The sequence below is a fragment of the Acinetobacter sp. P1(2023) genome (assembly GCF_028367635.1).
Lineage (GTDB): Bacteria > Pseudomonadota > Gammaproteobacteria > Pseudomonadales > Moraxellaceae > Acinetobacter > Acinetobacter pittii_E.
In genome coordinates, this window is the sequence record NZ_JAQNDD010000001.1 from 119421 (window position 1) to 142048 (window position 22628).

At 38.2% G+C, this 22628-nt stretch carries 24 protein-coding genes; 4 read left to right on the plus strand and 20 right to left on the minus strand.

Annotation, left to right across the window (positions count from 1 at the left end; genetic code table 11):
* Positions 1-17: 17 nt before the first annotated feature.
* From POD11_RS00535 to POD11_RS00560, 6 genes are all read right to left on the minus strand, one after another.
* Positions 18-770, minus strand: coding sequence for an AraC family transcriptional regulator (locus POD11_RS00535; RefSeq protein WP_216968991.1), 753 nt, complete (start codon positions 768-770; stop codon positions 18-20).
* A gap of 44 nt (positions 771-814) precedes the next feature.
* Positions 815-2077, minus strand: coding sequence for an FAD-dependent oxidoreductase (locus tag POD11_RS00540; RefSeq protein ID WP_262455945.1), 1263 nt, complete (start codon positions 2075-2077; stop codon positions 815-817).
* On the minus strand, positions 2077-2307 hold the full coding sequence (locus POD11_RS00545) for a (2Fe-2S)-binding protein (RefSeq protein ID WP_000615330.1): 231 nt from the start codon (positions 2305-2307) through the stop codon (positions 2077-2079). The genes POD11_RS00540 and POD11_RS00545 overlap by 1 nt, the downstream gene beginning before the upstream one ends.
* Complete coding sequence (locus POD11_RS00550; protein WP_262455946.1) at positions 2308-3411, minus strand: NAD(P)/FAD-dependent oxidoreductase; 1104 nt, start codon at positions 3409-3411, stop codon at positions 2308-2310. It abuts the gene before it with no gap.
* Entirely contained in the window at positions 3408-4340 is a 933-nt protein-coding gene (locus POD11_RS00555) for a 4-hydroxyproline epimerase (protein ID WP_262455947.1), read from the minus strand. Before POD11_RS00555 ends, POD11_RS00550 begins: the two co-directional genes overlap by 4 nt.
* Before the next feature lie 168 nt (positions 4341-4508).
* Positions 4509-5192, minus strand: coding sequence for a GntR family transcriptional regulator (locus POD11_RS00560; protein WP_000174668.1), 684 nt, complete (start codon positions 5190-5192; stop codon positions 4509-4511).
* A gap of 422 nt (positions 5193-5614) precedes the next feature.
* On the opposite strand from POD11_RS00560, the gene POD11_RS00565 reads away from it, so the two are divergent.
* Entirely contained in the window at positions 5615-6520 is a 906-nt protein-coding gene (locus tag POD11_RS00565; RefSeq protein ID WP_061875063.1) for a DMT family transporter, read from the plus strand.
* Positions 6521-6573: 53 nt separating this feature from the next.
* Here POD11_RS00565 and POD11_RS00570 read toward each other — a convergent pair whose 3' ends face one another.
* The 4 genes from POD11_RS00570 to POD11_RS00585 all read right to left on the minus strand — a co-directional run bounded on the left by POD11_RS00570 (position 6574) and on the right by POD11_RS00585 (position 9610).
* Entirely contained in the window at positions 6574-7509 is a 936-nt protein-coding gene (locus POD11_RS00570; RefSeq protein WP_000065199.1) for a dihydrodipicolinate synthase family protein, read from the minus strand.
* Positions 7510-8052: 543 nt separating this feature from the next.
* Positions 8053-8487, minus strand: a complete 435-nt coding sequence (locus POD11_RS00575) for an I78 family peptidase inhibitor (protein ID WP_057074789.1) — start codon at positions 8485-8487, stop codon at positions 8053-8055.
* A gap of 161 nt (positions 8488-8648) precedes the next feature.
* On the minus strand, positions 8649-9113 hold the full coding sequence (gene soxR / locus POD11_RS00580; protein WP_016141446.1) for a redox-sensitive transcriptional activator SoxR: 465 nt from the start codon (positions 9111-9113) through the stop codon (positions 8649-8651).
* Positions 9114-9316: 203 nt separating this feature from the next.
* Positions 9317-9610: a hypothetical protein gene (locus POD11_RS00585; RefSeq protein ID WP_057105736.1), complete on the minus strand. Its 294-nt coding sequence runs from the start codon at positions 9608-9610 to the stop codon at positions 9317-9319.
* 454 nt (positions 9611-10064) lie between these two features.
* Here POD11_RS00585 and POD11_RS00590 point away from each other — a divergent pair, with 454 nt between their 5' ends.
* Positions 10065-10724 carry an epoxyqueuosine reductase QueH gene (locus POD11_RS00590; RefSeq protein ID WP_262455948.1) on the plus strand — a complete coding sequence of 220 codons (660 nt, stop codon included), beginning with the start codon at positions 10065-10067 and terminating at the stop codon, positions 10722-10724.
* Between the two features lie 276 nt (positions 10725-11000).
* On the opposite strand, the gene pdxR is transcribed toward POD11_RS00590, so the two are convergent.
* A complete protein-coding gene (gene pdxR, locus POD11_RS00595) occupies positions 11001-12479 on the minus strand; it encodes a MocR-like pyridoxine biosynthesis transcription factor PdxR (protein WP_262455949.1) in 1479 nt (492 codons plus the stop codon).
* Positions 12480-12590: 111 nt separating this feature from the next.
* Between pdxR and POD11_RS00600 the strand changes: the two genes are divergently transcribed.
* A complete protein-coding gene (locus POD11_RS00600) occupies positions 12591-13046 on the plus strand; it encodes a GNAT family N-acetyltransferase (protein WP_224991594.1) in 456 nt (151 codons plus the stop codon).
* Between the two features lie 41 nt (positions 13047-13087).
* Here POD11_RS00600 and POD11_RS00605 read toward each other — a convergent pair whose 3' ends face one another.
* The 4 genes from POD11_RS00605 to POD11_RS00620 form a co-directional block, all read right to left on the minus strand.
* On the minus strand, positions 13088-14245 hold the full coding sequence (locus POD11_RS00605) for a winged helix-turn-helix domain-containing protein (protein WP_262455950.1): 1158 nt from the start codon (positions 14243-14245) through the stop codon (positions 13088-13090).
* Positions 14246-14375: 130 nt separating this feature from the next.
* Positions 14376-15557, minus strand: a complete 1182-nt coding sequence (locus POD11_RS00610; protein WP_262455951.1) for a cyanate transporter — start codon at positions 15555-15557, stop codon at positions 14376-14378.
* On the minus strand, positions 15554-16039 hold the full coding sequence (locus POD11_RS00615) for a nucleoside deaminase (protein WP_216947318.1): 486 nt from the start codon (positions 16037-16039) through the stop codon (positions 15554-15556). Before POD11_RS00615 ends, POD11_RS00610 begins: the two co-directional genes overlap by 4 nt.
* A 16-nt stretch (positions 16040-16055) precedes the next feature.
* Complete coding sequence (locus POD11_RS00620; protein ID WP_262455952.1) at positions 16056-16724, minus strand: ankyrin repeat domain-containing protein; 669 nt, start codon at positions 16722-16724, stop codon at positions 16056-16058.
* Between the two features lie 147 nt (positions 16725-16871).
* Between POD11_RS00620 and POD11_RS00625 the strand changes: the two genes are divergently transcribed.
* The gene (locus tag POD11_RS00625) at positions 16872-17729 is read left to right on the plus strand and encodes a LysR family transcriptional regulator (RefSeq protein WP_239970171.1); all 858 of its coding nucleotides are present in this window, start codon (positions 16872-16874) and stop codon (positions 17727-17729) included.
* Here the strand turns inward: POD11_RS00625 and POD11_RS00630 are convergent.
* Genes POD11_RS00630 through tssA form a run of 5 tightly spaced genes read right to left on the minus strand, consistent with a single transcriptional unit; the run spans position 17726 to position 22619 of the window.
* Positions 17726-18679 carry a M15 family metallopeptidase gene (locus tag POD11_RS00630; RefSeq protein WP_213062351.1) on the minus strand — a complete coding sequence of 318 codons (954 nt, stop codon included), beginning with the start codon at positions 18677-18679 and terminating at the stop codon, positions 17726-17728. The two genes, POD11_RS00625 and POD11_RS00630, sit on opposite strands and share 4 nt — an antisense overlap.
* A 7-nt stretch (positions 18680-18686) precedes the next feature.
* On the minus strand, positions 18687-19307 hold the full coding sequence (locus tag POD11_RS00635; RefSeq protein ID WP_262455954.1) for a hypothetical protein: 621 nt from the start codon (positions 19305-19307) through the stop codon (positions 18687-18689).
* 12 nt (positions 19308-19319) lie between these two features.
* Positions 19320-20126: a type IVB secretion system protein IcmH/DotU gene (gene icmH / locus POD11_RS00640; protein ID WP_016141458.1), complete on the minus strand. Its 807-nt coding sequence runs from the start codon at positions 20124-20126 to the stop codon at positions 19320-19322.
* A gap of 17 nt (positions 20127-20143) precedes the next feature.
* Positions 20144-21508 carry a type VI secretion system baseplate subunit TssK gene (gene tssK / locus POD11_RS00645; RefSeq protein ID WP_016141459.1) on the minus strand — a complete coding sequence of 455 codons (1365 nt, stop codon included), beginning with the start codon at positions 21506-21508 and terminating at the stop codon, positions 20144-20146.
* A 16-nt stretch (positions 21509-21524) separates the two neighbouring features.
* Positions 21525-22619: a type VI secretion system protein TssA gene (gene tssA, locus POD11_RS00650; protein ID WP_224991587.1), complete on the minus strand. Its 1095-nt coding sequence runs from the start codon at positions 22617-22619 to the stop codon at positions 21525-21527.
* Positions 22620-22628 lie beyond the last annotated feature (9 nt).

Here is a 22628-nt window from a genome sequence, read left to right on the forward strand (position 1 = left end):
CAACCCAATTTTTTTATCTAAATATTTTTGATAGAGGCCCGATACAAGGTAGGTGACATACCTGTATGCAGCTTAAATTGACGACAAAAAGCACTGTGGTCGGTATAACCACAGCGCAAACCAATTTGAGTGATTGGTAAATCTGTCGCCAATAGTTCAGTGGCGACTTGAAGACGAATTTTGCTAATCATTTGCCGCGGCGTTAAATGGTATATTTTTTTGCAATAGCGTTCTAACTGAGCTACCGACACACCTGCAATTGCAGTCAAATGCGCTAATGTAATGGTTTCGGCATAATTCTTTTTAATATAGTCCTCAACCTGAACCATTTTGTAAAAAGCAGGATGTGTATTTTCAGGCACATTTAAATCATTAGAAATACCCGCTATTCCTACCAAGTTTCCTTCCGCATCGAATAATGGTTCTTTATAAGTTAAACACCAGCCCGACTGATTTTTTGCATATAAATGCAGTTCTAATTGCTCTGTTAACTTTTTACCGCGGCGAATAACTTGCAAGTCTTGCGATGTATATATTTTTCCGAGGGAATGAGGAAAAACCTCTTCTGAAGTTTTCCCAATCAAAGCAGATTTATCTTTTAGACCGCAACGATTTACTAATGTTTGGTTGACGAACACATAGCGCGCTTCAGTATTTTTGATGAAAAATACCACCGAAGACAAAGCATCAAATAATGGTTCTATACTTTCCAGATTTTTTAAGAAATCTTCCAAAGTTGTGGTTAGTTTCGGAATTTGAACCAAAGTCATGAGCTAGAGCGGACAAAGTTATAACTTGTCTACTCTAGAACATTTCATTTTTGATTTAAAGGAGAAGTAGACATCGCCATGAGGCTTTTTACACGAGTAGGAAGTAATGGGGGCCGAGAGTTAGGCAACTGCCAATCAAATAGGCAGGCCGCTGCTGTTGCACATGTACTTCCCTGACATGCTCCCATTCCACAACGTGTATGTAATTTTGCATCAATCCAACTACTACGCACGGCAACTTTATCAAAAGTTACATCTTCACATCGACAAAAAATAGTGTCTGGACGCGCAAGCGTTTTTAACTCAGTCCGTAATTTGAAGCTTTTCTCAAGAAGATTTGCAAATAAACGATACCGTTGTCTTTGAGCAAATAATTGTCTAGCTTTTTCATTTTGACCTATAGCAGCATAACCTGCGATGCTACCTTCAACCATCGCCAACTCACTTCCGCCAAAACCTGTACACTCGCCTGCTGCCCAAACCTGCGGCTGTGATGTACGTTGATAGTCATCGACCGCAATCGCATTGTCCTTAATTTGACAACCCATTAACTGGCCTAATTGAGTATTCGGCACTAAACCAAACCCGCACGCGAGTCGATCACACTCAATTTCAATGATTCCTTTCGGCGTTTTTAGTTTTACTCGTTCAAGACGCTCTTGACCAATCGCTTCAATCACATAACTGTCAGGTTGATATAAACGATGAGGTAAAGATAACGCCTGTATTATTTTCGCAGGCCAGCGCCAAAGTTGTAATGCAAATTTACGAACAGAAGATGAAGCTGCCTGTTCGGCAACATAGAGAACCTGAGCCTCTGCTTTTTTTGCTGTGTCCGCACTTGCTAAAAGTAATGGTCCGGAACCCGCAATCACAACACGTTCATTTTTGACTGGTATGCCTGCCTTAATTAAAGCTTGCAAACCACCTGCGCCTGTTACACCAGGTAAGGTCCAACCAGGAAAAGGCAAAAACAGTTCTCTTGCTCCCGTACACAATATAAGCTGACGATAAGACAAGTTTAGGCTGTCATGAGGTCGCTCAACGAGTAATTGGCCTACAAAAGGTGCAGCGACAATCTTGGCACCAAACATAAATTCAATATTAGGATAAGCCTCGATTTGTTGATATTTTTGCTGCGCCATTTCAGGTACAGGAAAAATCGGTCCAGCGCGCCAGATTTGACCACCCGCCTGTGGGTTATTATCTAATATTAAAATTCGCCCGCCACTCTCGGCAGCTGCAATAGCAGCTGACAACCCCGCAGGTCCAGCACCGGCAACCACTACATCGTATTGTTTTTCCATTATTGTGTTTCCACCTTCATGTCTTGCTGGCACAGCGTCTGACAAGCAAGCACTCTAAGTCCATTAATATTGACACGACATTCCTGACAAACTCCCATTCCACAAAATGGAGTGCGTTTTTCCCCACAGACAGACAAACGGCTATAAGACTTCGCTTGTGCTAAAGCAGCAGCAACACTGGTGCCCTCAATCACAGAAACCGATTGGCCATTAATAAAAAGCTGAATCATCTATGCAGCTCCTATAAAACGATGAGGTAAAAAAGGTTCTGGATCTATATCAAAAGTTAATCCACATACGTGTGAGGCAATAAGTCTTGCTGTACCTGGTGCTGTGGTTACACCTAATCCTTCATGTCCTACCGCTAAATAAACCGATTGAAATGCAGGATGTCGTCCAATTATCGGAATACCATCTGGTGTGGCTGCACGAAAGCCAGTCCATGCTCGAATAACATTAAGATCAGCCAAAGCTGGAAAATAATCCGCAGCTTCTTTAAGCACCCGAGTAAAGACTTCCGGCTCTACACTCGGATCAACCGTATTAAACTGACGAGATGACCCAATAAAAAGCTGGCCTGTCGGTCTAGGCTGAATATTACAAGCCACCGAAATTCCACTTGTCGCTTGAGTGCTAGCCGCATACGCCAAAGCCACCAATGTATGTTTTACATTTAATTCGGGGTAACGGTCAGTAATAGCTAAATGACCTTTTTTAGGTTCAATCGGTAGCTCTGGAAAAAAATCTGTCGCATGAATGCCATTAGCCAAAACGATATGCGCAGCTTCTAGCCATGTTCCATCACCTAACTGAACCCGATTTTCTTCAATATGAATAACTTTAGCTTGTTGAACCTGAACCTTGTGGGGAAATTTTTTTAATAACCATTCAGCGGCACAGGGTGCATATAAAATTCCATCATCAAAAACTTCTAAACCACCATAAAGACCGTGCTTTAAATGAGGTTCAAGCTGACCGATTTCATCTGCATTTCGAAGTTGGCAACGGACACCTTGTGCAGTGAGACGTTGATATTTTTCCTCAGCAATCTGCATTTCTTCTGGGCTACTTGCCAGCCATAAAGTTGGCATTTGGCGATAGGCACATTCTTCCGAAAGCTCATGCCCTAATTCATGCCATAGCTGAACTGACCAATGACTAAGTTTTAATTCGGCTTCCAAGTCATCCATAATGACCAAATGCCCCATGCCCGCGGCTGTTGCCCCACCGATACGAGCATCTAGAACTTGTACATTTAAGCCTTGCCGAGCTAACTCATAAGCACTTGCGGCACCTATAATACCTGCCCCAATGACGATGGCATCGGTTCTCATAGCTGAATACCCCAAGCAAATGGGTCATTTTCATCCATAAATAAAGTTGCTTCGGCACTCATGTAAGCTTCACCACGAATGGTTGGAATCACATATTCCCCTGCTTGCTCATACGAGGCAATAAATTGGCTACCGATAATGCTGGCTTGTTTCCATAACTTTCCTGGCTCAAGTTTGCCATCTGCTGCCAAGCAAGCAATTTTCGCACTCGTTCCGGTTCCACATGGTGAACGGTCATAGGCCTTACCGGGGCAAAGTACGAAATTTTTGCTGTTTGCTTCGGTGTCACTTGTAAATAACTCGATATGGTCAATTTCTTGCCCATCTTTACCGGTTATTCCTTGTGCTGTAAGGGCTTGTCTAACCGTCCATGCATATTCGGTAAGTTGGTCCAAATTATCACTTGCGACACGTTGACCATGGTCATTAATCAAGAAGAACCAGTTACCGCCCCATGCAATATCACCAGTAACTTTTCCATATTTTTCAACGTCAACTTCGACTGCTTTTTCATAACAATATGCAGGCACATTTCGTACACTGACCGAATGATCTTCATGAAGCGTCGCTTCAACATCACCTACTGGAGTTTCAATTAAATGCGTGCCTACTTGTATTTTTCCCAAGTGTGCTAACGAAGCCACTAAACCAATCGTGCCATGACCACACATGCCTAAGTAGCCCGTGTTATTAAAAAAAATAACACCCGCGCTCGCTTTGGGATTCACTGGTTTACACAATAATGCGCCAACCAGAACATCATTACCGCGCGGCTCTAACATGGTTGCTCTACGGAAATGGTCATATTGTTCTGATAATATTTTTCGGCGGCTTTCCATGTTTCCTTTGCCTAAATCAGGAAAGCCTTCAAGTACTAATCGTGTTGGTTCACCACCAGTATGAGAATCCAAAATTTTTACTGTTTTCATAGAAGTATCCTTACATTTTTTTTTAGGATGACTGATCTCAAAACAGCAAGCTTGATCGTTTTCTTATAAATCTATGACGAAATCAGCATAGTGAAAACTTGCTTCATCTAAAATAAAGACAAAAAAATTAGGCCATTGGCCTAATTGAAATGACAAAGAACGCAGCGCTTATTTTTTCACATTTTTATGGTGAGGTAGATGTTCATAAAGTGATTGGCAAACACCATTAATATGCTCTTCAATTAACTTAACCGCCAAATCAACATCCTTGGCTTTACAGGCTTTCACAATTTCTTTGTGCTCATCATTTGCACGCGATTTACCTTCGGAAACATTCATCTGCAATCTTAAATAGCGCTCAATTTTATCGTAAATTGAACGAATTAGTCCAAGCATATAAGGCCGCTGTGCTGGTTCATAGAGGCATGCATGTAACTGCCAATTTAATGTGGTCCAGCTTCCAATATCCATGTTATCAATAAAGGCATTACAAATTTCATCTGCCTTTTTATAAGTTTCTTCCGTCATATTCGGTACGGCAAGTTGAATCAACTTCGTTTCCAACATCACTCGTACTTCAAAAATTTGTGCTAATTCTTCTTCAGAAATGCGGGTCACAATTGCACCGCGATTTTTTATAAACTCAACTAAGCCTTCGGCTTCAAGTTGCTTTAAAGCTTCACGTACTGGAATTTTGCTGACATTGAATAGTTTAGCAATTTCATCCTGACGAATAGGCTCACCTTCAGCAATATGCCCTGCAATAATTGCTTCTCTAATATATTTGACAATAACTTCAGATACCGAAGGCATTGCACCAAGATTTGATACATTAAAAGATGGTAGCGTCACGAATATTCTCTTAACCTCAAAATATGACACAAATTAAAAGGATGATCATTTTTATTCATCCACCATAATGAAATCATTGCTTTTCAAGCACTTTTTCCGGCACGGCTTACCTTTATTTCAATGCTGCTAAAATTTATTTTCTTTATCCATTTAAGCTAATAATTTTTAACTGCACTCATAGTTAAAGTATACTTTATACAATTTAATTCACAAAACTATTATTAGACTATGCTGAAATCGTCATCATTTTATTGCATTTAACCAAGCAAATCATAATAAATACCCGCATACTACCCTGTTCTCTTGACGGGTAACTGTCAAAAAATTCCTATCCATTGAGCTGAGTTATTCCCTGCAAGATAAATTTTTTTGTCTTGTAAAAATCATGCTGCATAAAACTTTTAAAGTTTGAGTCACTTCATATGAGTACGCCAACAGAAGCAAAATTTTCGCTAAATTATTATACGGGTTTCTTATCTGTACTATTTGCTGCTTTTCTATGGGGTACAGCAGGTACAGCGGCATCTTTTGCAAAAGGCATTAGTCCACTTGTAATTGCTACCATTTCTGTGGGCTTCGGTGGATTAATTCATACGTTTTTAAGCTTAAAAGCCATTAAAAATAATTACCAAAAACTATTTAACTATAAGTCCCAAATCTTTATTGCCGTTGTTGTTTCAATACTTTGTCCATTTGCATTTTACTCATCTGTCTCTTTAGCCGGCGTATCGATCGGCACCGTAATTTCTATTGGTTGTGCACCTTTGTTTTCAGTACTTTTAGAATGGATTTTAGATAAACGAAAACTTTCTTTGAAATGGCTCATCAGTTTTATTCTCGGTTTTTTAGGTATTATTTTACTCTCTTATGCAGGAGATCATGCACAGCATCAAGTCGTGCAATCTGATCGTATTTTAGGGGTGTTTTTTGGCTTACTTTCTAGCCTGAGCTATGCAACATACTCTTGGATAATGAGAAACCTCATTCGCCAAGATGTCGACTCAAGAGCTGCCATGGGAGTGATTTTTGGTATCTCCGCAGTTCTGTTATTACCTACATTGTTGATTACTGCACAAAACCTTTTTGATTATCCAACTAACGTCTGGGTTGCGATCTATATTCCAATTGTTCCTATGTTTTTGGGCTATTTATTTTTTAGCTTTGGTTTAAAACGAATTCCAGCAAGTCAGGCTATGACGTTAGCTTTGGTCGAAATTCCTGTTGCAGCTTTATTGGCAGTTGTTGTAGTAGGCGAAAGTTTAACAATGCATAGCTATTTGGGTTTAATTCTAATTTTTCTCTGCGTTATTGTTCTCACTAAAAAATAATAGATATAAAAAAAGAGGCTCAATCATTAGCCTCTTTTTTTAAAAGTATTTTCTTAGATTTCAGCTGACCAGTTACGATACCAAGTACGGAATAGTTCATACTGAGTTTCAACGTATTTACGTTGTGATTCACTCAATGCATCAGTCTCATTGAAGTGTAAGGTATATTCTTTATCACCGTTAAGTACCATTAAATATTTATAGTACAGAACAAGATCTGTTCCTTCGTCAAAAGAAGATAAAACTTCTAATGCGCTTGATAACTCTTGGGCTAAACGACGGGCTTTTGCATCACCTGCTGCGGCTTTCTTACTAAGGTCAACCAACTGTAAAACTTCTTTAGGTAAAGCATTACCAATCCCAGTAATCGCACCAGTTGCGTTACAGTTCACGAAGCCATGGAAAACTTGAGTATCTACACCTGCCATTAAGGTTACTGAATCATCTTGTGAAGTAATGAACTCAGCTGCATAACGCATATCGGCAGCACCGCCAAATTCTTTAAAACCAATTAAGTTCGGAAACTCACGGCGTAATTCAAAAAATAAATCTGCACGAGTCGCAAATCCATAATACGGACTATTGTAAATCACCGCAGGTAAGCTTGGTGCTGCTTTTAAAATTGCAGAAAAGTGAGCTTTTTGTGCAGTTGGTGAGGCTCCACGTGATAGTACACGTGGAATAACCATAAGCCCTTGTGCACCTACTTTTTCTGCATGAGCTGCATGAGAAACTGCTTCTTTTGAATTAACTGCACCAGTACCAACAATTGTAGGAATGCCAGCAGCAACAAGTCGTGCAACCCCTTCTTGACGTTGAGCTTCGGTTAATAAAGGCCAATCACCCATAGAACCACAATACACTACCGCACTCATGCCCGCTTCAATCAGCTCATGCCCTTTTTTCACAAGCGCGTCAAAATCTGGCTCACGGTTAGGAGTACATGGTGTCATTAGCGCCGGGATACATCCTGTGAAGATATTACTCATAATTATTCCTCAGTAATATAAATAAAACTCTGGGTAGTCGTACTTTCGAGTTAATCCATCTCAAAAGTTATGGAATGGGATTAATAGCTGTTTAATCATTCTTCATATATCGTATACGATATACAACAAAAAGAATAGTCTTTCTCTCTAAATTCTTTAACTTAGTAAAAAGCTATATAAATCAAATAGTAATTTTATTAAGTGAATTAAAAAATTAATTTTTCCTTATATTTTTTTAAAAATAGAACTTAAAAAATTTAAAAATTAGTGCTGAGAAGAGAAATTAAATCCGAGCTTATAGACGCTCAATAAACGACCACAGAACATTAGCCATTAGTCGCACCTCTCTATTTTTATTCATTTTTACTGGTAAAGTGCTTTACATGGTTTGATACAACCTACTTAACTCAGATGCATAATTCACCTGTTCTTGCATCTGAAGTTTTTCTGCCTCTAGTCCGCTAGAGGCTTTTTTTATTACTCAATAAAAAAGCCTGCATTTCAGCAGACTTTTATTTCACGATTTAATTTAGCAAAGCTTAATTAACCACAGGTTGCCTGAGTAATTTTCTTAGTTGCTGGATCAATAGTCACTGTAACTCGGTTTGTACGATAATCCATAGTCATAGGCTGACCTGGAGCTACTTTACGCACAATTTCCGATTGAGTTTTTTGCTTAATTTGGTCATCAGTAAGTCCAGATTGACCTACCAATTTTTGAGCTTCTTCTGCTACACAGTTCGCTTGATTATCACGGAATAATTTCCATTCTTCAACGACTTGACCGTTTGGTAAATGACAATACCCAACCTGTCCATTTGCTTCATTTCTAATTTCTAATTTCCCGCCTTGTTCAACACAATATTGACTAGCTGGGTTTGGTGAACCAATTTTTGGTGGAGTTGAATCTTTATGTTGTGCAGATGAACAAGCCGTTAACGAAACAAGCGCTAAACCAAGAAAGATAATTTTTTTCATAAATTTTTGCTTCTTAATAAAAAAATAAAGATATCAAAAAAATTCATGTTTCATGGGTCTTGTTTACAATAAAAAACTCTCTTAGCAATTTTATTAACCGCTCTTTAATTGATTGGAATTTAAAATATTCTGTCCTAAAAACAATTATTAAAATATTGTAATTAAGGTCTTTCTAAAATTCGTGCTCCGGAACCTTCTTGTCCTAAAACATCTTCAGGATTTCTTAAAGGACATTGCTCTAATGACAAGCAACCACAGCCAATACACCAGTCCATTTCATCGCGGAGTCTAGTTAATTTTTGAATACGCTCATCCAGATCTTTTCGCCAATGGCTTGATAACTCTTTCCACTGTTTGGCTGTTAATTTGCTTCCCATAGGATATGCGCTAAGAGCTGCTTTAATTTCATCTAAAGAAATCCCTACTCTTTGGGCAACTTTAATAATCGCAATATATCTTAAAACGATTAATGGGAAACGGCGTTGATTACCATTTGTTCTTAGACTTTTTATGAGCCCTTTCGCTTCATAAAAATGCAGAGTCGAGACAGGAACTCCACTCCTTTTTGCTACTTCACCCACTGTCAACACTCGACTAGGGTCAGCTTTTTTGTTTTCGCTTATCATGATTGACCTCAACTTTACTCGAGGTTTATAAGAGAGCCTCTGTGTTTTGTCAAATGAATAAACCAACCAACTTGAATGCTAAGAGCCATTTCTCCGAGTTTGTTGGTCTTAACTTTTCGATAAAACCTGAGAAGATAAATTTGATGAGATTATTAATTCAGTTAAGTCTATAAAATGAATTGCTAACATTTAAATTTAAGAAATTAATTTTGTTGAGTACATGGGCATCCGCAAATCCAAAACATGTTGTAAACAAAAGGCATTGGTGCTCCTAGAGGATAGACTTTAGCTTGTTCGATTTTATAAGTTTTTTTACGTGACTCAATGTGAAGTATATTATCGTAACGAGCAACCACGATTCCTTTTTTATATAATTTCTTCCGTTCATTCTTTGCATCAAATTTATATACCAAAAAGTAAACTTTTTCTCCTACGCTGATCTTTGAATGATTAACCATAATGTAACCATTACAATACTTACATTGCCAATCTTTCATATCTCAAATTATCACACGCTTAAGTTTAAAAACACATTGAATTTTATAGTATAGATTTATTAAAGCTACAAATCTAAAGAAATATTTTAATTGAAAAAATAAGGTTTATTTGTGATGCACATCACAAATAAAAACCATAAAAATTACAAATTATATCTAGATACATCAATCACTTAGCAAATAGAATTTTAGGTTTATTATTTTCATAAATATAAAATTTTTATATATTTTATATTATTATATAGTATAAAAGGCAGAGAAATTAAATATGACATATAATTAATTCTTAATACTTTACAATATACTTATTTCATTATATTTAACTTAATATTAAATACAGTAATAAATTATTTTTAAATATTAAATTAATTTCACTCTTCATTGAAAATAATTCAGTTCACATTATATAAGCCAAAAATATATAATTATTAGAATTGCAATTTAATTTTTTATTATGGCAACTCAACGTTTAAAATTAGAACTCCCATCTGGACATGATCAATTATTACTTCACTCTTGTTGTGCTCCTTGTTCAGGAGAAGTCATGGAGGCATTGATTGATTCTGGAATTAAATTTTCAATATTTTTTTATAATCCTAATATTCATCCCGTAAAAGAATATCTAATCCGTAAGGAAGAAAATATTCGTTTTGCAGAAAAGCATAATATCCCATTTATCGATGCAGATTATGACACGGATAATTGGTTTGCCCGAGCCAAAGGTATGGAAGATGAACCCGAACGCGGCATTCGTTGTACCATGTGTTTTGATATGCGTTTCGAGCGAACTGCCCTTTACGCACATGAACACGGCTTTAGTCTCATCAGTAGTTCGCTAGGAATTTCCCGTTGGAAGAATATGGCTCAAATTAATGACTGCGGAATTCGAGCAGCATCTCATTATCCAGATATTCAATATTGGGATTATAACTGGCGTAAAAACGGTGGCTCTAGTCGAATGATTGAAATTAGTAAGCGAGAGGAATTCTACCAGCAGGAATATTGCGGCTGTGTATATTCTTTGCGTGATACCAACCGTTGGCGTATGAGTAATGGTCGAGATCGAATTAAATTAGGTGTTAAGTTTTATAGTAATGCTATAGAAGAAGATTAATTTTTATTTCTCTTTAAGAATTAATTAAGTTATACGGAACTATATTTATTTTTGATAAAAAAACGGCCACATCTGGAGAATGTGGCCAAAAGGTGTACTAAATAAGCTTTGATGGAGTTAGATTAATTGTGCTAGCTTAAAATAATATTAATTAAAATTAATTTTTAAAAATTTTAATAACCTCTCTATTTTCATATAACCAATTGATCATCATAGAAATTCGTATTTAAGCATTTAAAAATGATTAAATTTATCTAAATAACAAAACTTAGGCTATTATTTTTCTTGTAAATATTGTGCAATTTTTTTAATGTTTTCAATAATTTCATTAGGTGTGTGGGCCGCATAGCCAAAAAGTACCGCGGCCTTTTTGTTTGGCAACTGACAATATCTTGATAGTGGTTGAACAGCCAAGTTTAGAGCTGAACACTGATCAATAAATTCTTGCTCTGTCCTCTCACCTTTTAACCAGCACACTGCATGAATACCTGAATCTGTGGGTTGAACACTAAGCACATCTGAAAGATGCTCATCAATAGTTTTAATCAAGGTTTGTTGGCGCTCATAGCAAGCTTTTCGAACTTTGCGCACATGCCGAGCATAGTGACCTTTTTGTATAAATTGAGACAAAGCCACTTGCTCTAAATAAGAACTTCGAACATCCGTATAGTATTTTGCTGCACTAAAGGTTTCGATCAATGCTTCAGGCACAACCATGAATCCTAACCGAAATTCTGGAAACATCATTTTGGTAAAAGTACCAGAGTAAATAACTCTTTGCTGCTGATCTAAACCTTGTAGAGCTTGAATAGGATGTGTGCCATAGCAGAACTCACTATTATAGTCATCTTCAAAAATCCATTTCCCTTGTTGAGATGCCCAATCGAGTAACGAAAAACGGCGGGCAAGACTTAAGGTTCCACCTACAGGGAATTGATGTGAAGGTGCTGTATAGACCAGTTTGCTTTTTGAATAACGATGAATAATATCAGAGACTAGCATCCCCTCTTCATCACTTTCAACTAAATTTACCTGTGCACCAAAACTTCGAAAAATGTTAAAAGCAGCGTCATAGCCTGGTTCATCTAAACACACCTCATCATTTGCTTGAAGTAAAGCATAGGCCGTTAAATGAATAGCTTGCTGCGTCCCATTTACGATAATAATTTGCTCTTCGTTGCAGTTCAGCCCTCGGGTGGAGCGAACATATTCACAAATTGCCTGACGTAGAGGCAAATAGCCACGCGGGTCGTGAAATTGACCAAGCTGATAATACGACTGCCGCCAAGCTTGATTTAATAACTTTCCCCAAAGTTGATGAGGAAATAAGTCAACACAACCTACCCCCACATGGAACATTTTTTTCTTTTGACTTGACCACGACTGCTCTCGCCATGAAGTTAATAATGCTTCCATATTTGGATTAATATTTAAGGATTGATGATTATTTTTAGACGTTTTTTTTGAATTTTCTTGAACATGTATTAACTGATCTGGCACAACCTCAGCAACATAGGTACCCGAACTTGGTTTGGTAAATAAATATCCCTCATCAAGTAATCGTTCAAGAGCTGCCAATACAGAGTTTCTTGAAATTGACATCATCTCTGCTAGGGCACGACTTGAGGGTAATTTTGTTCCGGCAGATAGTCTTCTATCTAAGATAGCATCACGCAAAGCCGAATATAGCCCATCTTTAATCTGACCTTTTGGCAAAATCAAATGTGGGAAAGATGCCGAAATCGAAGCTGCCATAACAAACTGGTACTGTAAAAAATATCAAAAGTGTACCTTATAAAAATACCACTATCAAAACTACACTCTAGTTGTCCATTTTCCATTACTTTAAAATAGAGTGTAATTATTATGCAAAATCAAGATATTCAAATCATCCCTGTTCAACAGCAGGACTATTCACAATGGGAAAAATATTGGCTTGCTTATCAAAATTTTTATCAGGTCAATTTACCTCTTCACGTCACAAAAGTGACTTGGGAACGCTTTTTCGATGAAAATGAACCCGTTTATTGTGCTGTTGCCAAACAAGGCGAGCAAGTTTTGGGAATTGTGCATTATGTTATTCATCGTTCAACATGGGCAGAAAATAATTATTGTTATTTAGAAGACCTCTATGTTTCACCTGAAGTTCGTGGACAACACATTGGTAAGCAACTTATTGAATATGTGCAGAAGCAAGCAATTGTACACAACTGTGACCGTTTATATTGGCATACTCAAGAAAGCAACCACACAGCCCAAAAGCTTTACGATTGGATTGCCCAAAAACCCGGGATTATTGAATATCGTATGCCGTTGAACTAAAGAAAGTAAAAAAACACCAAAAGCTGGAGTGCTTTTGGTGTTTAAATCTTAGCAAGAATAAGCTTAATCACTTTGTCATTAATAGTTGAGCATTGATTAAACGCTGCAAAACGCTTGAGCTCTTGCTCCAATTCGAAAAAGAAGACTTCCTTATTTTTTACTGTTTTTTCTAGATGTAGACTAATTACTTCTAACTCTTTTATAGAACGATGCGCTTTACAATCTACTCGGCCGACTAACTCATCTTGATAAAGAATCGGCAAACAAAAATAACCATATACCCTTTTAGCCGCTGGTACATAGCATTCAATCCGATAATCAAACTCAAATAAAGAAGTTAAACGGTCACGATGAATAAGCGAGTTATCAAAAGGTGAAAGTATTTTTAAACCGAACTCAGTATTAAGCTTTTGTTCTATTGCAGCGGCATCAACATATAGCGTTTGACCATTCTCAAGCTTGATTGCAGATACTACACCTGCGTCAATCTGCTCCATCAGCACGGCACGCATAGTTTCTTTTAAATCATTTTTCTTTAAATGAACCAGTTGTTTCCATGTAAATGCACCATGTGCTCGAAGCGTATTATTAAATAAATACTGCGCATATTCATAAAGCGTAGGCATAGTTAAATCAATATTTTCAGGCAAGCAGCGCTCGGTCAAATCATAGACCTTTTCCATTCCGTTACGTTCACAGATCATCAGGTCACCCTGCATATATAACTGCTCAAAAGCACGGTGGCCTGGACCAGTATTCCACAAGTTTCCTAAACTCTTTTTATTATTCTTATCAATATCTCTTAATCGAATTTTACCTTCAGCACGAACACGCGCCAAAATTTCATTCATGAGCTGCTGATCGCCTCTATTAAAATAACGGCTTTCTCCGTTCCTGACAGACATCATGGCAGGCAGCGCATAGCGATAATCTTTCATAGGAAGATAAGATGCGGCATGATACCAATATTCAAAAATCTGGCGTTCGCGTACCAAACTATTTAAATGGTTTAAATCATAGTCTGGCACTCGGCTCCACAATATATGGTGATGAGCTCGCTCTACAACCGATATGGTATCAATCTGTACATATCCTAAATGCTCAATCGCCTGTAAAGTGCCTTCCAAGCCTTTGGCAAATCGGCTAGTTTTTCCTAGGCCTTGATTGAATAAAGTAAGCTGTTTCAAAGAAGAAGTCATAAAAATCAAATATTGTTGTATTCATTTAAAAGCGGGAAATTTTCAGTTCTATCGTATCACTATTTCCTGATTTACTTGTGTTTTAGAATCAGTAATTCTCTATAAAAAGGATCACGATTAACTCAACGTTTTACAGACTCAGCTTAAAATAACTTTTAGGCGCCAATCTAATCACTAAAATAACTACTAATATCACACTGGCTAAATGGAAAAGCCATCCCGCTTTGTAAGCCCCCGTAAGATCATGCAAAATTGCAATAATCCATGGCGGAATTGCTGCCAATAAGAAACCACCGCCTTGCATCAGTGCAGATAAAGCACCTGCATAAATCGGCTCATCAAAATGATCTAATGCAACTATAAGCGTTAAGGCAAAACATCCTCCTAAACCCACGCCTAAACAAATTGCCCAAAGTATAGAGGCAAACTCAGGCATAAAAGCCATTCCTGCAAACCCAATCATTTGCATAGCTAACGTAAACCATAGCCATGGACGTCGGTCTTTATATTTCCTTGCTAAAACGGGCAAAATAAGTGCTGAAGCTGCTTGGCTCAAGGCCAGTAAAGCAAGTAGTTGTCCACTTTGCGCTGCGCTCCAACCCTGATCTTGAAAAGAAGGCGCTAACCAAGCTACGACTGATGAGTAGCCACCATTTACAAGCCCGAAACAAGCCATTAATAACCAAGTTCGAGGTTGATTTAATAACTTTCTTACAGGCGCACGATGAATGGATGAGCCAACTTTTGTAGGTAAAAAAGCCAGGGCCAATATAAATGCAAATAAAGCTGGAATAGCAAAAAAAGCCAGTCCAATTGACCAAAAGCCCGTTATATTTGAAATTATGGGAGCTAAGCATGCTCCTAACGCCCCACCGCCCATGAGCATAGCTGAATAAAGCCCCATCATCGGACCTATGTATTGGCTAAATTCTCGTTTAATCATGCCTGGAAAAGCTGCTTGTATCATCGCAACGCCAAATCCAATTACTATTGCGCTAATAATTAATCCTTCGGCTGTAGGTAATAAAAAACGCACAGCACATCCCGCACAAATGGCAAGTAATGCACCGAGAATAGCTTTTCGTTCGCCCACATAGTTCTGCAATATTGGCCCAACAAATGCAACAAGCCCCATAAGCATCATCGGTAGCAAAGTAAGTAGTGCCATTCCTTGTAGGCTTAAGCCAGTGGCTGTTCGAATATTGGCAATCAATGGTCCAATACTTGTGATAAATGGTCTTAAATTAAGGCCCACCAAAGCTACCGTTACAACAAGCATGGGACGAGTCAAAAAAACTCCAGACTGCCTCATTCTTCTGAGCCTAAATTCTTGGCTTGATAATTCTTCCAATGCACATAAAGATCAGTGCGGTTTTCAACTCTGATCGGTATATATTGAATTTTCATTGATTGCTCAGAAAACGGCTTGGCAAGCTCAATATATATTTCGGCTGTAGATAAACCAAATGGGGTTCCATCTTCATTAGAATATGCATAGCTCACCGACTTGATACCTGCTAAACGCATTGCAGCCATACACATTGGGCATGGATGGCCACTTGCATACACAGAACAGCCTTCTAAATTGGCAGATCCTAAAACTTGGCTGGCTGCACGAATCGCCAGTAGTTCAGCATGTGCAGTGGGATCATTTGTTGTCAGAATCTGATTTACACCTGAAGCAATAATTTCTCCATTCTTTACAACGACAGCTCCAAATGGCCTCCCACCTTTTTCAATATTGTTATAGGCAAGCTCAATCGCATTACGTAAAAACTGTTCACCTTTTTCCATCATGTACTCTCACTTTTTATTTTGCACCAGCTGCAAGAAGTCTTTTTTCAATTTCGCGGTAGCCTCGTGAACGTGCATGTTGTAATGGCTTAATGCCGTCTTTATCTGCTAAGTTCGGATCGGCACCTGCTTTTAGTAAAAGCTCTACAATGCGTTGATATTTTGGTTCTCCATTGCCCAAAATAATGGCCTCAAGCAATACGGTCCACCCCAAATTATTAACATGATTAACATCTACACCAGCGGCAATTAATGTACGAACTGTTTCAACATGGCCTCGCTCCGCTGCGGGAATGAGCGCAGTCCCACCGTAACGATTAGTACTTTTTAAGTTCGCACCATGCATGAGTGTCATTCTTAGAATTTTTAAATATCCCTGTGCGCCGGCGTACAAATACGGACTGTCTTGAATATTATCTTTTGCATTTACATCGGCACCCGCCTCTATCAGCATATGAGCAGCATGTACATTATTTGCTCTTGTTGCGACCATCAAAGCAGTTGAACCTGTTTCATCTCGCTCATCAATTAAAGCCTTTTGAGATAAAATCTTTTTTATAGATTGAGTGTCGTTATTTATCACTGCCTGATGTAAAGGGTACTCACTCATTGCATTCGTCATATTTGTAAAACCTAAAGCCCCTAACGCGACGATCAGATTCATCCATATTAGTGACTTACGCATGGTGGCCTCCCAATAAAAACTTTTGGCAAAACATTTTGCAAATAGAATAAACATCGCCAAAAGTATTTGGAAATTAAATTATTTAATCGATACTATTAAGTTTATAAATACTTATCTGATCTGCTTTTAAACGTAGCGGTGCATAATATGTTTGATCCTCGCCTTTTACGTGCTTTTGTCACTATTTTTGAAACGGGTAGTTTTACCGCCGCCGCCGATCGATTACACCTAACTCAATCAACGATTAGTCAGCAGTTAGCACGGCTTGAAGAATCAGTGGGTCATGCGCTTATAGATCGAACAGCAAGACCTTTCAAATTGACCGTTTCGGGAGAATATCTGATTGGTTATGCACAAAGGATTTTGACTCTTCAACAAGAAGCTGAGGCCCTACTTAAAGATCCGGCAGGAAGTATTCCTATTCGTATTGGTTTACCAGAAGATATGATGAGTTCTGCAATGGCTGAAGTTTTCGGTATATTTGCCAAAGAGCATCGTTCCATTCGTTTAGACGTAACCTCTGGCTTAAGTCGGAACCTAACAGAACGTTATCGGAATGGTGAATTCGATATTATTATTGTCAAAGAACCCGCGGCCAGCGCTGATCACCACGCTACATTCCCAGAAGAAATGGCATGGTTTGCAAGTGAAAACTCAAAGACTCCATGGGCTGACCCCGTGAGTTTAGTTACTTTTCCTCAAGGAGGACTTTATCGGGACGAAATGTTCGCAACCTTAGAACGTGAGCGGCGACGTTGGTATATTGCTTTTACTGGTAGTAGCCTAGAAAGCGTGTTAGTCAGTGTGGAAACAGGATTAGGGTTATCTTTATTGCCTGTAGCTACGACCAATGGGCGTAGAGTACGTCGATATGATTCATTAGGTGCTGTGCCACCTATGGTCGTTTCAATTTACACGTGGGAAAAAGCTGGGATCATTTCCCAGCTTGTAGATAAAATGACGTCTGTTTTACAAAAACGTTTTCAATCCTCAATCAATGTTTAACTTATATCATTCGAACTTTCAGCGATAAGTTTTTCCGCCATTTCTTGAGTTTTTCTTAAGCCCGGCATACGGAATTCGGTATGCCCATAATCTTGGATAGATTTCCAACGTCCACCCCAAGTCAAACCAACAGATTCGGCAACTTGTCCATATAACCGATAGCCTTGCATCGCCCATGGATCCCGTTCAGAAATAACCACTTTCCCATTTCGTTTGAATGCTACATCAGCAGCCAAACCAAACTGGTGATAGCTTTGATACCCCCTCGCTCTAGTCGTGTTAGGATTGCCCGCCAGCATATTCTGACGTGCTGGGCTACGATAACCTTCTAATAAAACCAACTCATAACCATACTGTTCTTTCATGATTTTAAAGACCATGAGTAAACGCTGTTTATAACGTGGGTTCATTTTGTCCCATTTACGATCAACCAAAGTCGTGTCTAGAATAGCTCGGCCATCGAAACTCGCATTATCAATCGGTGAAGAATTAATAGCTCCACTATTTTGAGACGAATATTGCTGCTCTAACTGCGTAGCCTCAACAATTGCGGCCTCAATTAAGCTTTCATCCACTTCTGGCGGTGGTGATAATATTTCACCATTTAAGAGTGCATAGATTTGAGGGTCAGTTTTTTTCAGATATTCAGCTTCAATTCGAGTTGAACTAATCGGACGAGTAAAAGCAAAAATTAATATACTGGCAAACAAAAAAAAGCCAGCAATTACAATCCACCATTGCTGTAAATGCCAATGAGATTGTAATTTTTCAGGAGCAGCTGCCTGATTCATGGTTTGAGCAAATTGCTTCACCTGATTCAGCTGTTTACGGCCTTGTGGCAGTAATGACAAAACGAAATCTTTGCTTCTACTCCTTAGCTCATAAGACATTAAAAATGCTAAACCAATTGCCAAGCATGAAAAACAAAAGAAAATGAGAAAGATCATCATCAGTTCATTAATTCACGGCAAAAGGACTTCGTGTAATTTTAATATCTACCGATGCTTTAGGCGGTTCGACCTCAGGTTCTGGTTCGGCTGGAGCTTTACTCTCAACTAAGGGTTTAGCCTGTACCATTTGCTGCTGCGGCTTACCCACTGTTTTTTGCTGAGCTGGCTGTACTTTAGGTTGAGTCGTTTTAGCTACGCTTGTCTGTAATTGAGGCACAACTTGAACTTTCTTCTCACCTGTTAGCTGCTCATCAAATGGTGAAACTCGCTGTTCATTCGCAGCAACAGGTTTATGCGGAACAGGTTTAAAGATATTACTTAATTCATTATCTTTTGGCTGTTCAAAGCCATCACGGCTCATTGAGTCTGTTTCGTTGTCTTGGCTTACAGCAACCTGATTTTGTTCATCAGAAGAATGAGCAGCTTCTTGATTTAAAATTTGCTCTTCTGTTGATTTACTCTCAATTGCTGCTGATTCTGGCGAATTCGGTTGAGACAAGAACAGGAATAGCGAGATGCTGACAAACACCCCTGCAATTACACCAATCACAATATAAAGTAGTGGTGATTTCGGCTTTTTTTTATTCGATTGTAAAACTCGAATAGAAGTTGGTTTTTCCTGAGCCATTTCGTACCATCATCAAGGTAAATAGATTGTAATATGCGCTTGCTCTTGAGGAGCAGAAATCACATTTTGATAATTAGATAATGCTTTATCATTTTGATTGTTCAGCATAAATCTTAAGCCTGCAAAGGTAAGTAATGCAAAAATCAATAAAAAAATCAAAATCCAAAAGAAAGGTACTTCGCGGTGAATAATATTCCGTATTTGATCGGGAATTGCCGAGAACGGCGAAAATGCAACTTTTTTCCCTTTTAAATAGTCGATCTCATCACCCACTCGTGATACTAAGTGGTTAAGACTTTCAATAGACTCAATGCGGTACTTACCTTGAAAACCAAGTAAAAGGCAGTAATGAAATACTTCAAGAGCAGCTAGTCGTTCTTTTCCACGGCTTCGCAATTGCTCCAAAATTTCAAAAAAGCGATAGCCCGCTAACTGAGAACCAAACAAGCTCAATTGCAATGGGCTAATCAACCAAGCATTTTGCAAATTAAAATAGCTTGGATCTTGTTGCGTTACGATGGTTTCATCAATTAATGCACAAAATGCATATTTAGCATCATGAATATCATCAGCTGAAAATTGTAGTTTTTTAGCTTGTTGCTCAAATTGATTAAGCAAATTTAAGGTTTTTTCACGGAATTGCTGCGCATCTGCCGGCACATATTGATTTCGAATTAAAAAAATCAAATAAAAGCCATCATGCAATAAATCAATAAGATTAATTGCCTGTAGTTTTGCCTGCGACTGGCTATTGTTATTTCCACCCGTCCCGATTTGCCCATCGTCAAATAAAGAAGGAGCGCCTGTAGATTGTGACATTTTTCTCTCCTTTACCGTTAAGCGTTCATGACCGCAATCAATTCAATACTGATATCTTGGAAACCAGCTGGAACATAAATACAGATCGTCTCTGAATCTAACATGCGCTGATATAGCTCGTGATGCGGTTCAATTTCAAAATAACTCACACCAGAACGCACCGGTATCGCAGTTGGAACCTGAATCAAATGATGTAATGGAATCGCAGGTAATGCAGCAACTACACGTTGCTCTACATCTAAAGTGCTACCAATCTTAAATCGTAAAGGTACGATCTGGATTAACTCATGGGTCTGCATAGCACTACTTGATACTGCAATATAAAGTCGAGTGTCGCGAGTAATCTTATCGGTTTCAAGACTTCCCACCCAATATGATGGTCGGATCTCTTTAAGCGCAATACTGATATAACGACTTGAAATAATCGTATCGAGTAAATCACGTAGAATCGTGTCTAACTGAGTAAAACTTTCTTGTAAATTATGGTGTTTATAAGCAGGCAACTGATCAACATCATAGGCTGTCGAGAAAGTTAATAATGAACCTGCTAAACGCAATAATTCGAAAAACAACCGTTCTGGATGGATTTGTGGATATTGCACAAAGTGATTTAAACCAGCATGAGCTGTATTTAAGGCATTTACTAACCAGAAAGAAACGATATCGCCTGAACGGAATTCAATTAATTTCTGTTCATTTTCTCGGTTATTGGTTTGAATCGTCTTAATTTTTGCCTTAATAACATTCAGAGTTCTTTTTAAGTTTGAAATGAGTGTTTCAGAGGCATCCACGTGCAAAATTGGTGGAATAAACTTTCGGTCAATTTCAAAAGCACCAGAGCTTTGACGCTTAATTTTTCCAATCGGTAGATATAAAAAACCATCTAAATTATGGTCTGGATTACTATGAATATCTAATAATTTAAAAACAGCACGGCGGCGTAGCAAACTAATATCTGCTTCGGTAGCATTCGTAAATAGATCATGCGTTTCGACAAGGTGAGATTGATATCTGCCCTTTTGCGCTTGGTTTTGATCAATGAGATTTTGCTTATTTGCTTGTAAAAGCGGCAATGCCAAATAGATTAGCATCTCGCCACGTAAATTAAGATCATCCAATAAAATTGGTTCAGGCAATAGATCATATGCTGGCGCCTGATAAATTTCACCGTCTTGCCAGATCATCTCTACAGACTCAAGAGCAAGAATATGCGTGCTCAATTGAGCCTCATCGAAACTTAACTTCTGAATACCATATGAAAAAGGCACAACCGCACGAACCGTATGATTTAGGCGTTGTTCATGATAGGTATCTTGAATTTGGAAATGTTGAGGTCTTAAAAATAAACCTTCGCCCCACAGGACTTTTTCAGCTTTAAACATATGTCTTTACCAATCTTTATTCATATTCATTTTTAGGCTGCACACCTAACATTTCCTGAACCATTTGTAATGGATGCTCATCTTTAATGACTTGCGCTAACCATTCATGTAATGGCATTTGACTCCATTTAATCGTTTTTTGAAGCATATAACTCACAGGGCTATGAGGTTCATTTGCTTGGAAGTAATCTGCAATCTCTTGCAACACTTTCATTGCTTGCTCGCGGTTAGCCAAGTGCGTTTGTGCTTGAGGCTGAAAAGCAGGCTGAGCTGAAACAACTTGTACAGGCGCTTGATTTTCCATAGATGAACTCGTGATGACAGTAGCCTGTTCTTGGATTGGTGCAAGTCCTGCCCCAAAAGCTTCTGCTTTATAAATCTTGCGTAATGTGCTGTGAATAGTCTCAAATGCTGAATCAATCGCAGCAAAACTTGGCGAATCTAGTCCCATTAAATGATCGAGAGTTTGCTTTAAAACATCCCATTCAGTTAACACTGAACTAAAATCTTGATAGTTAGAATATTGAAAAGTTTTAGACGTATTAAAAATAGCTTGATCGAATTGTTCTAATTCCGATGGCCCCGACTGGCTGTCATATTCTTCTGTTTGTTTACGGCGAACATTTTCGTGATAAAGAAAATTATCGTAATCAAGCAAATTATAATAAGGAACCGTATTGGTTAAAGGAACTTTCTTTAACAACATCGGAAGTTGATTAATTAAACCCTGTAATAAACCAATGCGTTGATCTAAATCATCATCTTCAATAACAGGATGAATTTCCTGCCAGTATTGATTTAGCATGGAATGGCTTAAAGTTAAACCTTTCGCCATACCTTCAAAACCATAAAGATGAGTCCAAGCTTCTAAGAGCCAAGTTAATAGACGAATATCTTTCGTTTTATCTTTTAACAAAACACTTGTGTTCTTTGCTACAAAGTCCCAATCGGCTTGTTTACGCTCAGCAACCCAATCACCTTGATCTAGCAATAGATCATCTTGTGTCTTCGCTTTTTTTATTTCATGAAATTCATTAGAAAATGAAAAGTCGTCACCACAAGGTAAACTATCACTAATGGGTTCAAGTAGTTCAGAAATATCAATATTCATCTAATTTTA

Bases quoted from the DNA above. Each gene is read 5' to 3' on its own strand.
- POD11_RS00535 (WP_216968991.1), bottom strand. From the start codon at position 770: ATGACTTTGGTTCAAATTCCGAAACTAACCACAACTTTGGAAGATTTC.
- POD11_RS00590 (WP_262455948.1), top strand. From the start codon at position 10,065: ATGGCAACTCAACGTTTAAAATTAGAACTCCCATCTGGACATGATCAA.
- POD11_RS00545 (WP_000615330.1), bottom strand. From the start codon at position 2,307: ATGATTCAGCTTTTTATTAATGGCCAATCGGTTTCTGTGATTGAGGGC.
- POD11_RS00625 (WP_239970171.1), top strand. From the start codon at position 16,872: ATGTTTGATCCTCGCCTTTTACGTGCTTTTGTCACTATTTTTGAAACG.
- POD11_RS00600 (WP_224991594.1), top strand. From the start codon at position 12,591: ATGCAAAATCAAGATATTCAAATCATCCCTGTTCAACAGCAGGACTAT.
- tssK (WP_016141459.1), bottom strand. From the start codon at position 21,508: ATGTTTAAAGCTGAAAAAGTCCTGTGGGGCGAAGGTTTATTTTTAAGA.
- POD11_RS00635 (WP_262455954.1), bottom strand. From the start codon at position 19,307: ATGGCTCAGGAAAAACCAACTTCTATTCGAGTTTTACAATCGAATAAA.
- POD11_RS00615 (WP_216947318.1), bottom strand. From the start codon at position 16,039: ATGGAAAAAGGTGAACAGTTTTTACGTAATGCGATTGAGCTTGCCTAT.
- POD11_RS00540 (WP_262455945.1), bottom strand. From the start codon at position 2,077: ATGGAAAAACAATACGATGTAGTGGTTGCCGGTGCTGGACCTGCGGGG.
- POD11_RS00630 (WP_213062351.1), bottom strand. From the start codon at position 18,679: ATGATGATCTTTCTCATTTTCTTTTGTTTTTCATGCTTGGCAATTGGT.
- POD11_RS00565 (WP_061875063.1), top strand. From the start codon at position 5,615: ATGAGTACGCCAACAGAAGCAAAATTTTCGCTAAATTATTATACGGGT.
- pdxR (WP_262455949.1), bottom strand. From the start codon at position 12,479: ATGGCAGCTTCGATTTCGGCATCTTTCCCACATTTGATTTTGCCAAAA.
- POD11_RS00555 (WP_262455947.1), bottom strand. From the start codon at position 4,340: ATGAAAACAGTAAAAATTTTGGATTCTCATACTGGTGGTGAACCAACA.
- POD11_RS00575 (WP_057074789.1), bottom strand. From the start codon at position 8,487: ATGAAAAAAATTATCTTTCTTGGTTTAGCGCTTGTTTCGTTAACGGCT.
- POD11_RS00550 (WP_262455946.1), bottom strand. From the start codon at position 3,411: ATGAGAACCGATGCCATCGTCATTGGGGCAGGTATTATAGGTGCCGCA.
- tssA (WP_224991587.1), bottom strand. From the start codon at position 22,619: ATGAATATTGATATTTCTGAACTACTTGAACCCATTAGTGATAGTTTA.
- POD11_RS00610 (WP_262455951.1), bottom strand. From the start codon at position 15,557: ATGAGGCAGTCTGGAGTTTTTTTGACTCGTCCCATGCTTGTTGTAACG.
- POD11_RS00585 (WP_057105736.1), bottom strand. From the start codon at position 9,610: ATGAAAGATTGGCAATGTAAGTATTGTAATGGTTACATTATGGTTAAT.
- soxR (WP_016141446.1), bottom strand. From the start codon at position 9,113: ATGATAAGCGAAAACAAAAAAGCTGACCCTAGTCGAGTGTTGACAGTG.
- POD11_RS00620 (WP_262455952.1), bottom strand. From the start codon at position 16,724: ATGCGTAAGTCACTAATATGGATGAATCTGATCGTCGCGTTAGGGGCT.
- icmH (WP_016141458.1), bottom strand. From the start codon at position 20,126: ATGTCACAATCTACAGGCGCTCCTTCTTTATTTGACGATGGGCAAATC.
- POD11_RS00570 (WP_000065199.1), bottom strand. From the start codon at position 7,509: ATGAGTAATATCTTCACAGGATGTATCCCGGCGCTAATGACACCATGT.
- POD11_RS00605 (WP_262455950.1), bottom strand. From the start codon at position 14,245: ATGACTTCTTCTTTGAAACAGCTTACTTTATTCAATCAAGGCCTAGGA.